At 44.5% G+C, this 14,642-nt stretch carries 13 protein-coding genes; 12 read left to right on the forward strand and 1 reads right to left on the reverse strand.

Annotated features, from left to right (window positions below; all coding sequences use genetic code 11):
• Positions 1–3 precede the first annotated feature (3 nt).
• The 10 genes from sdaAA (at position 4) to ftsY (ending at position 12,203) form a co-directional block, all read left to right on the forward strand.
• The gene (sdaAA, locus tag NYE20_RS08895; RefSeq protein ID WP_032725684.1) at positions 4–906 is read left to right on the forward strand and encodes an L-serine ammonia-lyase, iron-sulfur-dependent, subunit alpha; all 903 of its coding nucleotides are present in this window, start codon (positions 4–6) and stop codon (positions 904–906) included.
• The gene (gene recG, locus NYE20_RS08900) at positions 884–2,932 is read left to right on the forward strand and encodes an ATP-dependent DNA helicase RecG (RefSeq protein WP_064671372.1); all 2,049 of its coding nucleotides are present in this window, start codon (positions 884–886) and stop codon (positions 2,930–2,932) included. Before sdaAA ends, recG begins: the two co-directional genes overlap by 23 nt.
• Before the next feature lie 108 nt (positions 2,933–3,040).
• Positions 3,041–3,607: a transcription factor FapR gene (fapR, locus tag NYE20_RS08905; protein ID WP_003232044.1), complete on the forward strand. Its 567-nt coding sequence runs from the start codon at positions 3,041–3,043 to the stop codon at positions 3,605–3,607.
• Between the two features lie 13 nt (positions 3,608–3,620).
• Positions 3,621–4,622: a phosphate acyltransferase PlsX gene (gene plsX, locus NYE20_RS08910; protein ID WP_003232041.1), complete on the forward strand. Its 1,002-nt coding sequence runs from the start codon at positions 3,621–3,623 to the stop codon at positions 4,620–4,622.
• An 18-nt stretch (positions 4,623–4,640) separates the two neighbouring features.
• Complete coding sequence (gene fabD / locus NYE20_RS08915; protein ID WP_161621569.1) at positions 4,641–5,594, forward strand: ACP S-malonyltransferase; 954 nt, start codon at positions 4,641–4,643, stop codon at positions 5,592–5,594.
• Entirely contained in the window at positions 5,587–6,327 is a 741-nt protein-coding gene (fabG, locus tag NYE20_RS08920) for a 3-oxoacyl-[acyl-carrier-protein] reductase (protein WP_014476789.1), read from the forward strand. The genes fabD and fabG overlap by 8 nt, the downstream gene beginning before the upstream one ends.
• An 83-nt stretch (positions 6,328–6,410) precedes the next feature.
• Positions 6,411–6,644: an acyl carrier protein gene (gene acpP / locus NYE20_RS08925; RefSeq protein ID WP_003154310.1), complete on the forward strand. Its 234-nt coding sequence runs from the start codon at positions 6,411–6,413 to the stop codon at positions 6,642–6,644.
• Between the two features lie 139 nt (positions 6,645–6,783).
• Positions 6,784–7,533: a ribonuclease III gene (gene rncS / locus NYE20_RS08930; protein ID WP_003232030.1), complete on the forward strand. Its 750-nt coding sequence runs from the start codon at positions 6,784–6,786 to the stop codon at positions 7,531–7,533.
• Positions 7,534–7,633: 100 nt separating this feature from the next.
• A complete protein-coding gene (smc, locus tag NYE20_RS08935; RefSeq protein ID WP_161621570.1) occupies positions 7,634–11,194 on the forward strand; it encodes a chromosome segregation protein SMC in 3,561 nt (1,186 codons plus the stop codon).
• 19 nt (positions 11,195–11,213) lie between these two features.
• Entirely contained in the window at positions 11,214–12,203 is a 990-nt protein-coding gene (ftsY, locus tag NYE20_RS08940) for a signal recognition particle-docking protein FtsY (protein WP_003232026.1), read from the forward strand.
• 35 nt (positions 12,204–12,238) lie between these two features.
• Here the strand turns inward: ftsY and NYE20_RS08945 are convergent, their stop codons facing one another.
• A complete protein-coding gene (locus NYE20_RS08945; RefSeq protein ID WP_003245834.1) occupies positions 12,239–12,724 on the reverse strand; it encodes an Ig-like domain-containing protein in 486 nt (161 codons plus the stop codon).
• 178 nt (positions 12,725–12,902) lie between these two features.
• Between NYE20_RS08945 and NYE20_RS08950 the strand changes: the two genes are divergently transcribed.
• Both NYE20_RS08950 and ffh read left to right on the forward strand, forming a co-directional pair.
• Entirely contained in the window at positions 12,903–13,235 is a 333-nt protein-coding gene (locus tag NYE20_RS08950; protein ID WP_003238590.1) for a putative DNA-binding protein, read from the forward strand.
• A gap of 13 nt (positions 13,236–13,248) precedes the next feature.
• Positions 13,249–14,589: a signal recognition particle protein gene (gene ffh, locus NYE20_RS08955; protein WP_014113771.1), complete on the forward strand. Its 1,341-nt coding sequence runs from the start codon at positions 13,249–13,251 to the stop codon at positions 14,587–14,589.
• The last annotated feature ends 53 nt before the right edge of the window (positions 14,590–14,642 follow it).

A 14,642-nucleotide genomic window follows, 5' to 3' on the forward strand; every position in this document is an offset into this window, starting at 1 on the left:
GTTATGTTTCGTAATGTAAAAGAATTAATTGAGATTACTAAAGAAAAACAAATATTGATCTCTGATGTGATGATAGCTCAAGAGATGGAAGTAACAGAAAAAACAAAAGAGGACATTTTTCAGCAGATGGATCATAACCTGTCTGTTATGGAAGCGGCGGTTCAGAAAGGACTCGAGGGAGTTACGAGCCAAACGGGCTTAACAGGCGGAGATGCCGTTAAATTGCAGGCCTATATTCGATCAGGAAAAAGCCTGTCTGGCCCGCTGATTTTAGATGCTGTATCGAAAGCCGTTGCAACAAATGAAGTAAATGCAGCCATGGGAACCATCTGTGCGACACCGACTGCAGGTTCTGCCGGTGTGGTGCCCGGTACGTTATTTGCTGTAAAAGAAAAGCTGAATCCAACAAGAGAACAAATGATCCGCTTTTTGTTTACAGCCGGGGCTTTCGGATTTGTCGTGGCTAATAACGCAAGCATTTCCGGCGCCGCCGGAGGATGTCAGGCAGAGGTTGGATCAGCTTCAGGCATGGCGGCTGCGGCCATTGTTGAAATGGCAGGAGGAACACCAGAACAAAGCGCGGAAGCCATGGCCATTACATTAAAAAATATGCTAGGCCTCGTGTGCGATCCTGTTGCAGGGCTTGTTGAGGTGCCTTGCGTGAAACGGAATGCGATGGGCGCGTCAAATGCAATGATTGCCGCTGATATGGCATTGGCGGGCATTACAAGCCGTATTCCATGTGATGAGGTTATCGATGCCATGTATAAAATAGGCCAAACGATGCCAACTGCACTTAGAGAAACAGGCCAGGGCGGTTTAGCGGCAACACCGACAGGAAGAGAATTAGAGAAAAAAATTTTCGGAGGAGCGCTAGGTTCACGTGATACAACATCAGCAAACTAGTATAGCTAACATTAAGGGTATTGGGCCGGAAACAGAAAAAACATTGAATGAACTCGGTATTTATGACATTTCTGATCTTCTGAATTATTTCCCTTATCGCTATGATGACTACGAGCTGAGGGATTTAGAAGAAGTAAAGCATGATGAAAGAGTCACAGTCGAAGGGAAGGTTCATTCAGAGCCTTCTCTTACCTATTACGGAAAAAAACGAAACAGGCTGACATTCAGGCTTCTGGTCGGCCACTATTTAATTACAGCCGTATGTTTTAACCGGCCTTATTTGAAGAAGCAGCTTTCGCTCGGCTCTGTGGTGACGGTTTCAGGTAAATGGGACAAGCACCGCCAAACCATCTCTGTTCAGGAGTTGAAAAACGGGCCGCATCAAGAAGACAAAAGCATTGAACCAGTGTATTCTGTGAAAGAAAATGTTACCGTCAAAATGATGAGGCGCTTTATTCAGCAGGCGCTGACCCAATATGCAGACTCACTTCCTGATCCTCTTCCGGAAAAGCTAAGAAAAAGCTATAAACTGCCTGACTATTATCAAGCGTTAAAAGCAATGCACCAGCCTGAAACAAGGGAAGCATTAAAGCTTGCCAGACGGCGGTTTGTTTATGAAGAATTTTTGTTGTTTCAGTTGAAAATGCAGGCGTTCCGAAAGGCGGAAAGAGAGCAGACACAAGGGATACGGCAGCGTTTTTCAAACGAAGAACTCATGAGATTTATCAAAAGCCTCCCGTTTCCCCTCACAAACGCCCAGTCACGCGTTCTTCGCGAAATAACAGCAGACATGTCTTCTCCATACAGAATGAACCGTCTTCTTCAAGGGGACGTTGGATCAGGAAAAACAGCAGTCGCCGCCATTGCACTGTATGCCGCGATCCTATCCGGATACCAAGGAGCGCTCATGGTGCCGACAGAAATTCTGGCCGAGCAGCATGCTGATTCGCTCGTTTCGCTATTTGAAAAATGGGACGTCAGCGTTGCTCTTTTGACAAGCTCTGTTAAAGGAAAGCGGCGAAAAGAACTGCTTGAGCGTCTTGCGGCGGGTGAGATTGATATTCTTGTAGGAACCCACGCTTTAATCCAAGACGAGGTGGAGTTTAAGGCGCTGAGTCTCGTTATTACAGATGAACAGCACAGATTTGGAGTTGAGCAGCGCAAAAAGCTTCGGAACAAAGGGCAGGATCCCGATGTTCTCTTTATGACAGCCACTCCAATCCCAAGAACATTAGCGATCACAGTGTTCGGTGAAATGGATGTATCTGTCATTGATGAGATGCCGGCTGGACGAAAGCGAATCGAAACCTATTGGGTAAAACATGACATGCTGGATCGTATTTTGGCATTTGTCGAAAAAGAATTAAAGCAAGGCAGGCAGGCTTATATCATCTGTCCGCTGATTGAAGAATCAGACAAGCTTGATGTGCAAAACGCCATTGACGTGTACAATATGCTTTCTGATATTTTTCGGGGAAAATGGAAGGTCGGCCTTATGCATGGGAAGCTGCATTCCGATGAAAAAGACCAGGTCATGAGAGAATTCAGCGCAAATCACTGTCAAATTCTCGTATCAACCACTGTTGTGGAGGTTGGCGTGAATGTTCCGAATGCAACGATTATGGTGATTTATGACGCCGACCGTTTCGGACTATCACAGCTTCACCAGCTGCGCGGCCGTGTTGGACGGGGTGAGCATCAATCTTTCTGTATTCTGATGGCTGATCCAAAATCAGAAACAGGGAAAGAACGGATGAGGATCATGTCGGAGACCAATGACGGTTTCGAGCTGTCTGAAAAGGATCTGGAACTGAGAGGCCCCGGTGATTTCTTCGGAAAAAAACAAAGCGGAATGCCGGAATTTAAAGTGGCGGACATGGTTCATGATTACAGAGCGCTTGAAACGGCAAGGCAGGATGCTGCGAATCTTGTGGCTTCTGACGCGTTCTGGAAGGAGCCGGAATACGCTGTGTTAAGAGATGAATTGCTGAAGAGCGGAGTAATGGACGGGGAAAAATTAAGCTGAGTATCAGAAGTTTTTGGTGTTCAGCCAGAAACAATCGTTGCATTCCAATCTATGAAATTATATACTACTATTAGTACCTAGTCTTAATTGTCCGGATGGTGTTTAGATATGAGAAGAAATAAGAGAGAACGCCAGGAATTACTTCAGCAGACGATTCAAGCAACCCCCTTTATTACAGATGAAGAACTAGCGGGTAAATTCGGGGTGAGCATCCAGACGATACGTTTGGACCGCTTAGAGCTTTCCATACCTGAACTGAGAGAAAGAATTAAGAACGTGGCAGAGAAAACACTTGAGGACGAAGTGAAGTCCCTGTCACTTGATGAAGTTATCGGAGAAATTATTGACCTTGAGCTGGATGATCAGGCGATATCCATTTTAGAAATAAAACAGGAGCACGTGTTCAGCCGGAATCAGATTGCGAGAGGACACCATTTATTTGCACAGGCGAATTCTTTGGCCGTTGCAGTCATTGATGACGAGCTGGCGCTGACTGCAAGTGCAGACATCCGCTTTACAAGACAGGTAAAGCAGGGTGAACGTGTCGTAGCAAAAGCGAAAGTGACGGCTGTCGAAAAAGAAAAAGGAAGAACGGTTGTCGAAGTGAACAGCTACGTTGGCGAAGAAATTGTTTTTTCTGGACGCTTTGACATGTATCGTTCAAAACATTCATAAAGGTGGAGCATGCATGAGAATAGCTGTAGATGCAATGGGAGGAGACCACGCTCCCAAAGCTGTTATTGACGGAGTTATAAAAGGTATAGAGGCATTTGATGATCTCCATATCACACTTGTCGGTGACAAAACAACGATAGAATCACATTTAACAACTACATCAGATCGCATCACGGTGCTGCACGCAGATGAAGTGATTGAGCCTACGGATGAACCTGTCCGTGCCGTGCGAAGAAAAAAGAACTCATCTATGGTTCTTATGGCGCAGGAGGTTGCGGAAAACAGAGCTGACGCATGCATTTCAGCAGGAAATACCGGTGCATTAATGACAGCCGGTCTCTTTATTGTCGGAAGAATTAAAGGAATTGACCGTCCGGCGCTTGCCCCGACACTTCCGACTGTTTCGGGAGACGGATTTCTTCTCCTTGATGTCGGCGCCAATGTCGATGCCAAACCGGAGCACCTCGTTCAATATGCCATCATGGGTTCTGTTTATTCTCAGCAAGTGCGCGGTGTCACTTCACCGAGAGTCGGACTTTTAAATGTCGGAACAGAAGATAAAAAAGGAAACGAACTGACGAAGCAGACGTTCCAAATTTTAAAAGAAACAGCAAACATCAATTTTATCGGAAACGTGGAAGCGCGAGACCTTTTAGATGATGTGGCGGATGTTGTAGTAACAGACGGCTTTACCGGGAATGTTACACTCAAAACGCTGGAAGGCTCTGCGTTGTCAATTTTTAAAATGATGAGAGACGTAATGACGTCTACTTTGACATCCAAGCTTGCAGCAGCTGTGCTGAAACCAAAATTGAAAGAAATGAAAATGAAAATGGAGTATTCGAATTATGGCGGAGCAAGTCTTTTTGGCTTAAAAGCGCCTGTGATCAAGGCGCACGGCTCTTCAGATTCAAATGCTGTATTCCATGCGATTCGGCAAGCAAGAGAGATGGTCAGCCAAAATGTGGCTGCGCTCATTCAGGAAGAAGTGAAAGAAGAAAAAACAGATGAGTAGTCTGGAGGTTTTTACATCATGAGTAAGATTGCATTTTTATTCCCTGGTCAGGGATCACAATTTATCGGCATGGGAAAAGAGCTTTATGAGCAGGTGCCTGCTGCAAAGCGTCTGTTTGATGAAGCCGATGAAACGTTGGAAACAAAACTCAGCTCGCTTATTTTTGAGGGGGATGCTGAAGAATTAACACTTACATACAATGCGCAGCCTGCTTTGCTTACGACAAGCATCGCTGTTCTTGAGAAATTTAAAGAATCTGGCATTACACCTGATTTCACAGCAGGACACAGCCTTGGTGAATATTCTGCACTGGTTGCGGCTGGCGCTCTGTCTTTCAAAGATGCTGTTTATACCGTCAGAAAACGCGGAGAGTTTATGAATGAAGCGGTACCGGCTGGCGAAGGAGCAATGGCTGCGATTCTCGGCATGGATGCTGAAGCATTAAAGCAAGTAACCGATAAAGTCACAGAGGAAGGCAACCTTGTACAGCTTGCGAATCTCAACTGTCCTGGCCAAATCGTCATTTCCGGAACAGCTAAAGGGGTTGAGCTTGCATCTGAACTGGCAAAAGAGAACGGCGCAAAACGCGCAATTCCGCTTGAAGTAAGCGGTCCGTTCCATTCTGAACTGATGAGACCGGCTGCTGAAAAGCTAAAAGAGGTATTGGACGCCTGTGACATAAAAGACGCTGACATTCCGGTCATCTCAAATGTTTCTGCTGACGTGATGACTGAAAAAGCAGATATCAAAGAAAAACTTATTGAGCAGCTTTACTCTCCGGTTCGTTTTGAGGAAAGCATTAACAAGCTGATCGCAGAGGGTGTTACGACTTTTATTGAAATCGGTCCCGGAAAAGTGCTTTCAGGCCTTGTGAAAAAAGTAAATAGACGGTTAAAAACAATTGCTGTATCAGATCCGGAAATGATCGAGCTGGCAATTCAAACGCTTAAGGAGGAGAATGATAATGCTTAATGATAAAACGGCTATTGTCACTGGCGCATCCCGCGGAATCGGCCGCTCAATCGCCCTTGATCTGGCAAAAAGCGGAGCAAATGTTGTCGTGAACTACTCCGGCAATGAAGCGAAAGCAAATGAAGTGGTAGATGAAATCAAATCAATGGGCAGAAACGCAATTGCTGTCAAAGCGGATGTATCAAATCCCGAAGATGTACAAAACATGATAAAAGAAACGCTATCAGTTTTTTCTACGATTGACATTCTGGTTAATAATGCCGGGATTACAAGAGACAATCTCATCATGAGAATGAAAGAAGACGAATGGGATGACGTTATTAACATTAACCTGAAGGGTGTTTTCAACTGCACAAAAGCTGTTACAAGACAAATGATGAAACAGCGTTCAGGCCGCATTATTAACGTATCGTCTATCGTCGGCGTCAGCGGAAATCCTGGACAGGCCAACTACGTGGCTGCAAAAGCCGGCGTCATCGGTTTAACCAAGTCTTCTGCTAAAGAGCTCGCCAGCCGAAATATTACGGTAAACGCAATAGCGCCAGGATTTATCTCAACTGATATGACAGATAAACTTGCAAAAGACGTTCAAGACGAAATGCTGAAACAAATTCCGCTCGCGCGCTTTGGTGAACCTAGCGATGTCAGCAGTGTTGTCACGTTCCTAGCTTCAGAGGGAGCCCGTTATATGACAGGCCAAACGCTTCATATTGACGGCGGAATGGTGATGTAAGTTTTTTCTCGAAAATTTCATCATAGTTTCTCTAGTTTTTTAAAAACGAATCCACTATAATACTTGAGGGGAGGTGAATTGCTATGGCAGACACATTAGAGCGTGTAACGAAAATCATCGTAGATCGCCTTGGCGTTGATGAAGCAGACGTCAAACTTGAAGCTTCTTTCAAGGAAGACTTAGGTGCTGATTCCCTAGATGTAGTTGAGCTTGTTATGGAACTTGAAGACGAGTTTGATATGGAGATTTCTGACGAAGATGCTGAAAAGATTGCAACAGTCGGCGACGCTGTGAACTACATACAAAACCAGCAATAAGCTGATGCTAAAAGTCCCGCCGAAACGCGGGGCTTTAGCCCTTTATTCGTGCAGTTATTACAGCATGCCGCTTTTACGCGCGCTGTATCCGGTTTAGTCAGAGAAGCGCGGTGAACCTGATGTGCCTATGGAGGTTACTATGTCAAAACACTCACATTATAAAGATAAAAAAAAGTTCTATAAAAAAGTAGAACAATTTAAAGAGTTTCAAGAACGGATTTCGGTTCACTTTCAAAATGAAAAGCTTTTGTATCAAGCATTTACACATTCATCTTATGTGAATGAGCATCGGAAAAAGCCGTATGAAGATAATGAAAGGCTTGAATTTTTAGGTGACGCTGTTTTGGAACTGACGATCTCCAGATTCTTATTTGCCAAATACCCGGCTATGAGTGAAGGAGATTTGACGAAATTGAGAGCCGCAATTGTTTGCGAACCGTCTCTCGTTTCATTGGCTCACGAGCTGTCATTCGGCGATCTTGTCCTGTTGGGTAAAGGCGAGGAAATGACAGGCGGAAGAAAGCGTCCTGCTCTATTGGCGGATGTTTTTGAGGCATTTATCGGAGCCTTGTACCTTGACCAAGGATTAGAGCCGGTCGAAAGTTTCTTAAAAGTTTATGTGTTCCCTAAAATTAACGATGGTGCTTTTTCTCATGTGATGGATTTCAAAAGCCAGCTGCAGGAATACGTGCAGCGGGACGGCAAAGGCTCTCTGGAGTATAAAATCTCCAACGAAAAAGGACCTGCGCACAACCGTGAATTTGAAGCCATCGTATCTCTAAAAGGTGAACCACTCGGAGTCGGAAACGGCCGTTCAAAGAAAGAAGCCGAACAGCACGCTGCTCAGGAAGCTTTAGCTAAATTGCAAAAACACCATACGAAACAATAAAATCCCCCTTATGACTCAGGGGGATTTCAGTATGTATGCCGTCTTATTTCACCAATGTTTATGATAGAATTGAAATACTTATTACATAAGGAGGATCGCTATGTTCCTCAAACGTTTAGACGTTATAGGATTTAAATCATTTGCAGAACGGATTTCCGTAGACTTCGTTAAAGGCGTGACAGCGGTTGTCGGGCCGAACGGAAGCGGAAAAAGCAACATCACGGATGCCATTCGCTGGGTTCTCGGCGAACAATCGGCACGCTCTCTTCGCGGCGGAAAAATGGAGGACATTATTTTTGCCGGGAGTGATTCAAGAAAGCGATTAAATCTAGCTGAAGTTACGCTTACTCTTGATAATGATGATCATTTCTTGCCAATTGACTTCCACGAGGTGAGTGTCACAAGACGTGTGTACAGATCAGGTGAGAGTGAGTTTCTGATTAACAATCAGTCGTGCCGCTTGAAGGATATTATTGATTTATTTATGGATTCTGGCCTTGGTAAAGAAGCATTTTCTATTATCAGCCAAGGGAAAGTGGAAGAGATCCTGAGCAGCAAAGCGGAGGATCGCCGCAGTATCTTTGAAGAAGCGGCAGGGGTGCTTAAATATAAAACGAGAAAGAAAAAAGCAGAAAATAAACTGTTTGAGACACAGGACAATCTAAATCGGGTAGAAGATATATTACATGAGCTTGAAGGACAGGTTGAACCTCTTAAAATTCAAGCTTCAATAGCGAAAGACTACCTTGAGAAAAAGAAAGAGCTGGAGCATGTTGAAATTGCGCTGACTGCCTATGATATCGAAGAGCTGCATGGTAAATGGTCGACTCTTAAAGAGAAAGTGCAGATGGCAAAAGAAGAAGAGCTTGCTGAATCGTCTGCTATTTCTGCGAAAGAAGCAAAGATTGAGGATACAAGGGACAAAATACAAGCGCTTGATGAGTCAGTAGATGAGCTCCAGCAAGTTTTACTGGTAACTAGTGAGGAGCTGGAAAAGCTTGAAGGCCGTAAAGAAGTCCTGAAAGAACGAAAGAAAAACGCTGTGCAAAACCAAGAACAGCTTGAAGAAGCCATCGTTCAGTTTCAGCAAAAAGAAACGGTTCTGAAAGAAGAGCTTTCGAAGCAGGAAGCTGTCTTCGAAACGCTTCAGGCTGAGGTGAAGCAGTTAAGGGCGCAAGTAAAAGAAAAACAGCAGGCTCTCAGTCTTCACAATGAAAATGTCGAAGAGAAAATCGAGCAGCTGAAAAGTGATTATTTTGAGCTGTTAAACAGCCAGGCTTCGATACGCAACGAACTCCAGCTTCTTGATGACCAGATGTCCCAATCCGCTGTCACATTGCAGAGACTCGCGGACAACAATGAAAAGCACCTGCAGGAACGGCGTGATATTTCTGCGCGTAAAGCCGCATGTGAAACGGAATTTGCCCGAATTGAGCAGGAGATTCACAGTCAAGTCGGTGCATATCGTGATATGCAGACAAAATATGAGCAGAAAAAGCGTCAATACGAAAAAAATGAATCCGCTCTGTATCAGGCATACCAATACGTTCAGCAAGCGAGATCAAAAAAGGACATGCTTGAGACGATGCAGGGAGATTTTTCTGGCTTTTATCAAGGTGTTAAAGAAGTGCTAAAAGCGAAAGAGCGCCTTGGTGGAATTCGCGGAGCGGTTCTTGAGCTGATTTCTACAGAACAGAAGTATGAAACGGCCATTGAAATAGCGCTCGGCGCTTCTGCTCAGCATGTCGTGACCGACGATGAACAATCTGCCCGAAAAGCGATTCAATATTTAAAGCAGAATTCCTTCGGCCGGGCGACGTTTCTGCCTCTTTCTGTTATTAGAGACCGCCAGCTTCAAAGCCGTGACGCGGAAACAGCCGCCCGACATTCATCATTTCTCGGGGTTGCCAGTGAACTTGTCACATTTGATTCTGCGTATCGAAGCGTCATCCAGAATCTTCTTGGAACCGTTCTGATCACAGAGGACTTAAAGGGTGCAAACGAGCTTGCGAAGCTTCTCGGGCACCGGTACCGCATCGTAACCCTTGAGGGAGATGTTGTGAACCCCGGTGGTTCAATGACGGGCGGCGCGGTTAAAAAGAAAAATAACTCCCTCCTTGGAAGAAGCCGGGAGCTAGAAGATGTGACGAAACGGCTCGCTGAAATGGAAGAGAAAACAGCACTGCTTGAACAAGAGGTCAAAACCCTTAAGCAATCCATTCAGGATATGGAGAAAAAACTGGCTGACTTAAGAGAAACCGGGGAAGGCTTAAGGTTAAAGCAGCAGGATGTGAAAGGCCAGCTGTACGAACTTCAAGTTGCCGAGAAAAATATCAATACCCATTTAGAGCTCTATGACCAAGAAAAATCTGCTCTGTCTGAAAGCGATGAAGAGAAAAAAGCGCGCAAACGCAAGCTTGAAGAAGAGCTCTCTGCCGTATCTGAAAAGATGAAACAGCTTGAAGAGGACATAGACAGACTGACAAAACAAAAACAAACGCAATCCTCAACGAAAGAGTCTCTCTCCAACGAGCTGACTGAGCTGAAGATCGCTGCGGCCAAAAAAGAGCAGGCTTGCAAGGGGGAAGAGGACAACCTTGCCAGATTAAAGAAAGAGCTCACTGAAACAGAGCTTGCGTTAAAAGAAGCAAAAGAAGACTTAAGCTTCTTAACGTCAGAGATGTCATCTAGCACCAGCGGCGAAGAAAAGCTGGAAGAAGCAGCAAAACATAAATTGAATGACAAAACGAAAACGATCGAACTGATTGCATTAAGGCGCGATCAGCGCATCAAGCTTCAGCATGGGCTTGATACGTATGAGCGTGAGCTGAAAGAAATGAAACGTCTGTATAAACAAAAAACAACGCTCTTAAAAGACGAAGAAGTCAAACTCGGACGGATGGAAGTCGAGCTTGATAATTTACTCCAATACTTACGGGAGGAATACAGCTTGTCCTTTGAGGGGGCAAAAGAGAAATATCAGCTTGAAACTGATCCAGAGGAAGCCAGAAAGCGCGTGAAGCTGATTAAACTCGCAATTGAAGAGCTGGGTACCGTGAACCTCGGAAGCATAGATGAGTTTGAGAGGGTCAACGAACGGTACAAGTTTCTGTCGGAACAAAAAGAAGATTTAACAGAAGCGAAAAATACCTTGTTCCAAGTGATTGAAGAAATGGATGAAGAAATGACGAAGCGCTTTAACGACACATTTGTCCAAATCCGCTCACACTTTGATCAAGTTTTCCGCTCCTTATTCGGAGGAGGGCGAGCTGAACTGAGGCTCACCGATCCTAACGATCTGCTTCATTCAGGAGTCGAGATTATCGCTCAGCCGCCGGGGAAAAAGCTGCAAAACTTAAACCTCCTGTCAGGCGGAGAGCGTGCGCTTACTGCTATAGCGCTCTTATTCTCAATCCTAAAGGTTCGTCCAGTGCCGTTTTGCGTCCTTGACGAAGTAGAGGCTGCGCTCGACGAAGCGAATGTGTTCCGATTTGCGCAGTATTTAAAAAAATACAGCAGTGATACCCAGTTTATTGTGATTACCCACAGAAAAGGAACGATGGAGGAAGCGGATGTGCTTTATGGCGTAACCATGCAGGAATCCGGTGTTTCCAAGGTAATCTCCGTTAAGCTGGAAGAAACAAAAGAATTCGTTCAGTAACGAGGAAAGAGGTTAAAAGATGAGCTTTTTTAAAAAATTAAAAGAGAAAATCACAAAACAGACAGATTCCGTATCTGAAAAGTTTAAGGATGGCCTTGAAAAAACAAGAAACTCCTTTCAAAACAAAGTGAATGATCTTGTATCCCGTTACCGTAAAGTGGATGAGGATTTCTTCGAAGAGCTTGAAGAGGTTCTTATCAGCGCGGATGTCGGTTTTACGACCGTTATGGAATTAATAGATGAGCTGAAAAAAGAAGTCAAACGCAGAAATATTCAAGATCCAAAGGAAGTCCAGTCAGTGATTTCTGAGAAACTGGTCGAGATTTATAACAGCGGAGATGAGCAAATTTCAGAACTGAACATCCAGGATGGGCGTTTAAACGTAATCCTTCTGGTAGGTGTAAACGGCGTCGGGAAAACAACAACGATCGGAAAGCTTGCCCATAAAATGAAACAAGAAGGAAAATCTGTCGTACTTGCCGCCGGAGACACTTTTAGAGCGGGAGCCATTGAACAGCTGGAAGTATGGGGAGAGCGTACAGGAGTGCCTGTCATTAAGCAGACGGCCGGAAGCGATCCGGCAGCTGTCATCTACGATGCTGTTCATGCTGCGAAAGCAAGAAATGCCGATGTATTAATTTGTGATACGGCAGGTCGTCTCCAAAACAAAGTAAATCTCATGAAAGAGCTTGAAAAAGTAAAACGTGTTATCGAAAGAGAAGTTCCTGAAGCTCCGCATGAGGTGCTGCTTGCCCTTGATGCCACGACCGGCCAAAATGCAATGGCTCAGGCAAAAGAGTTCTCGAAAGCAACAAATGTTACCGGCATTGCTTTAACGAAGCTTGACGGTACGGCAAAGGGCGGTATCGTCCTTGCGATTCGCAACGAGCTTCACATCCCGGTTAAACTAGTCGGTTTAGGAGAAAAAGTTGATGATCTTCAGGAATTTGATCCAGAATCCTATGTGTACGGACTCTTTTCAGATTTAGTGGAAAAAGCCGACGATTAAGAAAAAGGCCCCAACATCTTGGGGCCTTTTCTTTTTTATCTTCTTACTTGATAGGCGAAATGATAAAGGCTGTTATCAGTGGATACCAGTCTTGACTCACCAGAAAAAACTCTGAATGGGATGATGTCATAGTAATGAACGGAAACAGATGTGTAATACGTGTAATACCCAGCAGCTGGCCCCAAATACATTGGAACCTCAAATGTTCCGTTTGCATCAGTCGTTCCTGAAGCAGTTTGTGTTGTGTTTCCGACCTTCGTGTCCGCTTCAAATCTTACGGGCGCGTTTGGCACTGGCTGTCCGTTTTGGTCGAGTAATTTGCCGCTTACTGTAATATTGTACTTGACTCGCCAATATTGACCTTGTCCGTAATTGATTTTACCGTATACCCCTCCATCTGTGCTGATATTTGTGATTGAGGCCTTATAAGGTGCCTCAGCAGCGTCTGCTTGCTGTGCCGGGAAACCTATTGTAAACAGGGCTGCCAGACATAACATAAACAATAAACCGATTTTTTTCATAAAAATCCTCCTTTAAATAGGGTTCATATACAATATCGGAATAAATTGGATGATATTTAGCGTTTTTTGGAAAAAAGTTAATCGCCGCTTTGACAAGATAAAAACTTGACAGTGTCAATAAAACCGTGTAAACTAAGTTATCGTAAAGGGATTTGACTTAACAAAGGGGAGAGCTCAAATGTCACTCGAAAAGACAACGAGAATGAATTATCTGTTTGATTTTTATCAGTCGTTGTTGACGTCAAAACAGAAGAGCTATATGTCGCTTTATTATTTGGACGATTTCTCCCTAGGCGAAATAGCCGAAGAATATGAGGTTTCAAGACAAGCTGTTTATGATAACATCAAACGAACAGAAGCGATGCTTGAACAATATGAAGAAAAGCTGCTCCTTTTGAAAAAGTTTCAGGAGCGTAAAGAGATGTTTAATAAGCTGAAGGAGCTTGCTTCCGGTTCAAAAGAAGAGGAAGAAATTACAGCTCTGATTGAAGCGCTTGAGAAATTAGATTAGGAGGCGGCAAACTATGGCATTTGAAGGATTAGCCGACCGACTGCAGCAGACGATTTCTAAAATCCGCGGAAAAGGGAAAGTCAGCGAACAAGATGTAAAAGATATGATGCGTGAGGTTCGTCTTGCGCTGCTTGAGGCTGACGTTAACTTTAAAGTAGTCAAAGATTTTGTCAAAAAAGTAAGTGAACGCGCTGTAGGCCAAGACGTCATGAAAAGTCTGACGCCCGGCCAGCAGGTCATTAAAGTTGTTAAAGAGGAACTGACTGAGCTGATGGGCGGCGAAGAGAGCAAAATCGCCGTCGCAAAAAGGCCGCCGACTGTTATTATGATGGTCGGTCTCCAAGGTGCCGGTAAAACGACAACAAGCGGTAAGCTTGCGAATCTGCTGCGCAAAAAGCATAATCGCAAACCGATGCTGGTTGCTGCCGATATTTACCGCCCAGCCGCAATTAAGCAGCTGGAAACACTCGGCAAACAGCTTGATATGCCTGTTTTCTCTCTTGGCGATCAGGTCAGTCCTGTAGAAATAGCTAAACAGGCTATTGAGAAAGCCAAGGAAGAACATTATGACTATGTCATTTTGGATACGGCAGGCCGCTTGCATATCGACCATGAACTGATGGATGAACTGACCAACGTCAAAGAAATCGCGAATCCGGAAGAAATTTTCCTGGTTGTCGATTCAATGACCGGTCAGGACGCTGTGAATGTTGCCAAAAGCTTTAATGAACAGCTCGGTTTAACCGGTGTTGTGTTAACTAAGCTGGATGGAGACACACGCGGCGGGGCAGCGCTTTCTATTCGCGCTGTCACAAACACGCCAATTAAGTTCGCAGGTTTGGGCGAAAAGCTTGATGCGTTAGAGCCGTTCCACCCTGAACGCATGGCATCAAGGATTCTCGGCATGGGCGACGTGCTGACATTGATTGAAAAAGCACAGGCCAGCGTTGATGAAGACAAAGCCAAAGAGCTGGAACAAAAAATGAGAACGATGAGCTTCACATTGGACGATTTTCTGGAGCAGCTCGGGCAAGTCAGAAACATGGGGCCGCTTGATGAGCTTCTGCAAATGATGCCGGGTGCAGGTAAAATGAAAGGCCTGAAAAACATCCAAGTTGATGAAAAACAGCTGAATCATGTGGAAGCAATCATTAAATCAATGACTGTTCTTGAAAAAGAACAGCCGGATATCATCAATGCCAGCCGGCGGAAGCGGATTGCAAAAGGAAGCGGGACATCCGTACAGGAAGTCAACCGTCTGCTTAAGCAGTTTGATGAAATGAAAAAAATGATGAAGCAGATGACAAACATGTCAAAAGGCAAGAAAAAAGGGTTTAAGCTACCTTTTATGTAATCGGTTATACATGATAAAACCGTTGTTAAGAAAAAACACTTTACAAACACTTT

The organism is Bacillus sp. FSL R5-0416 (genome assembly GCF_037975425.1).
GTDB classification, from domain to species: domain Bacteria; phylum Bacillota; class Bacilli; order Bacillales; family Bacillaceae; genus Bacillus; species Bacillus subtilis.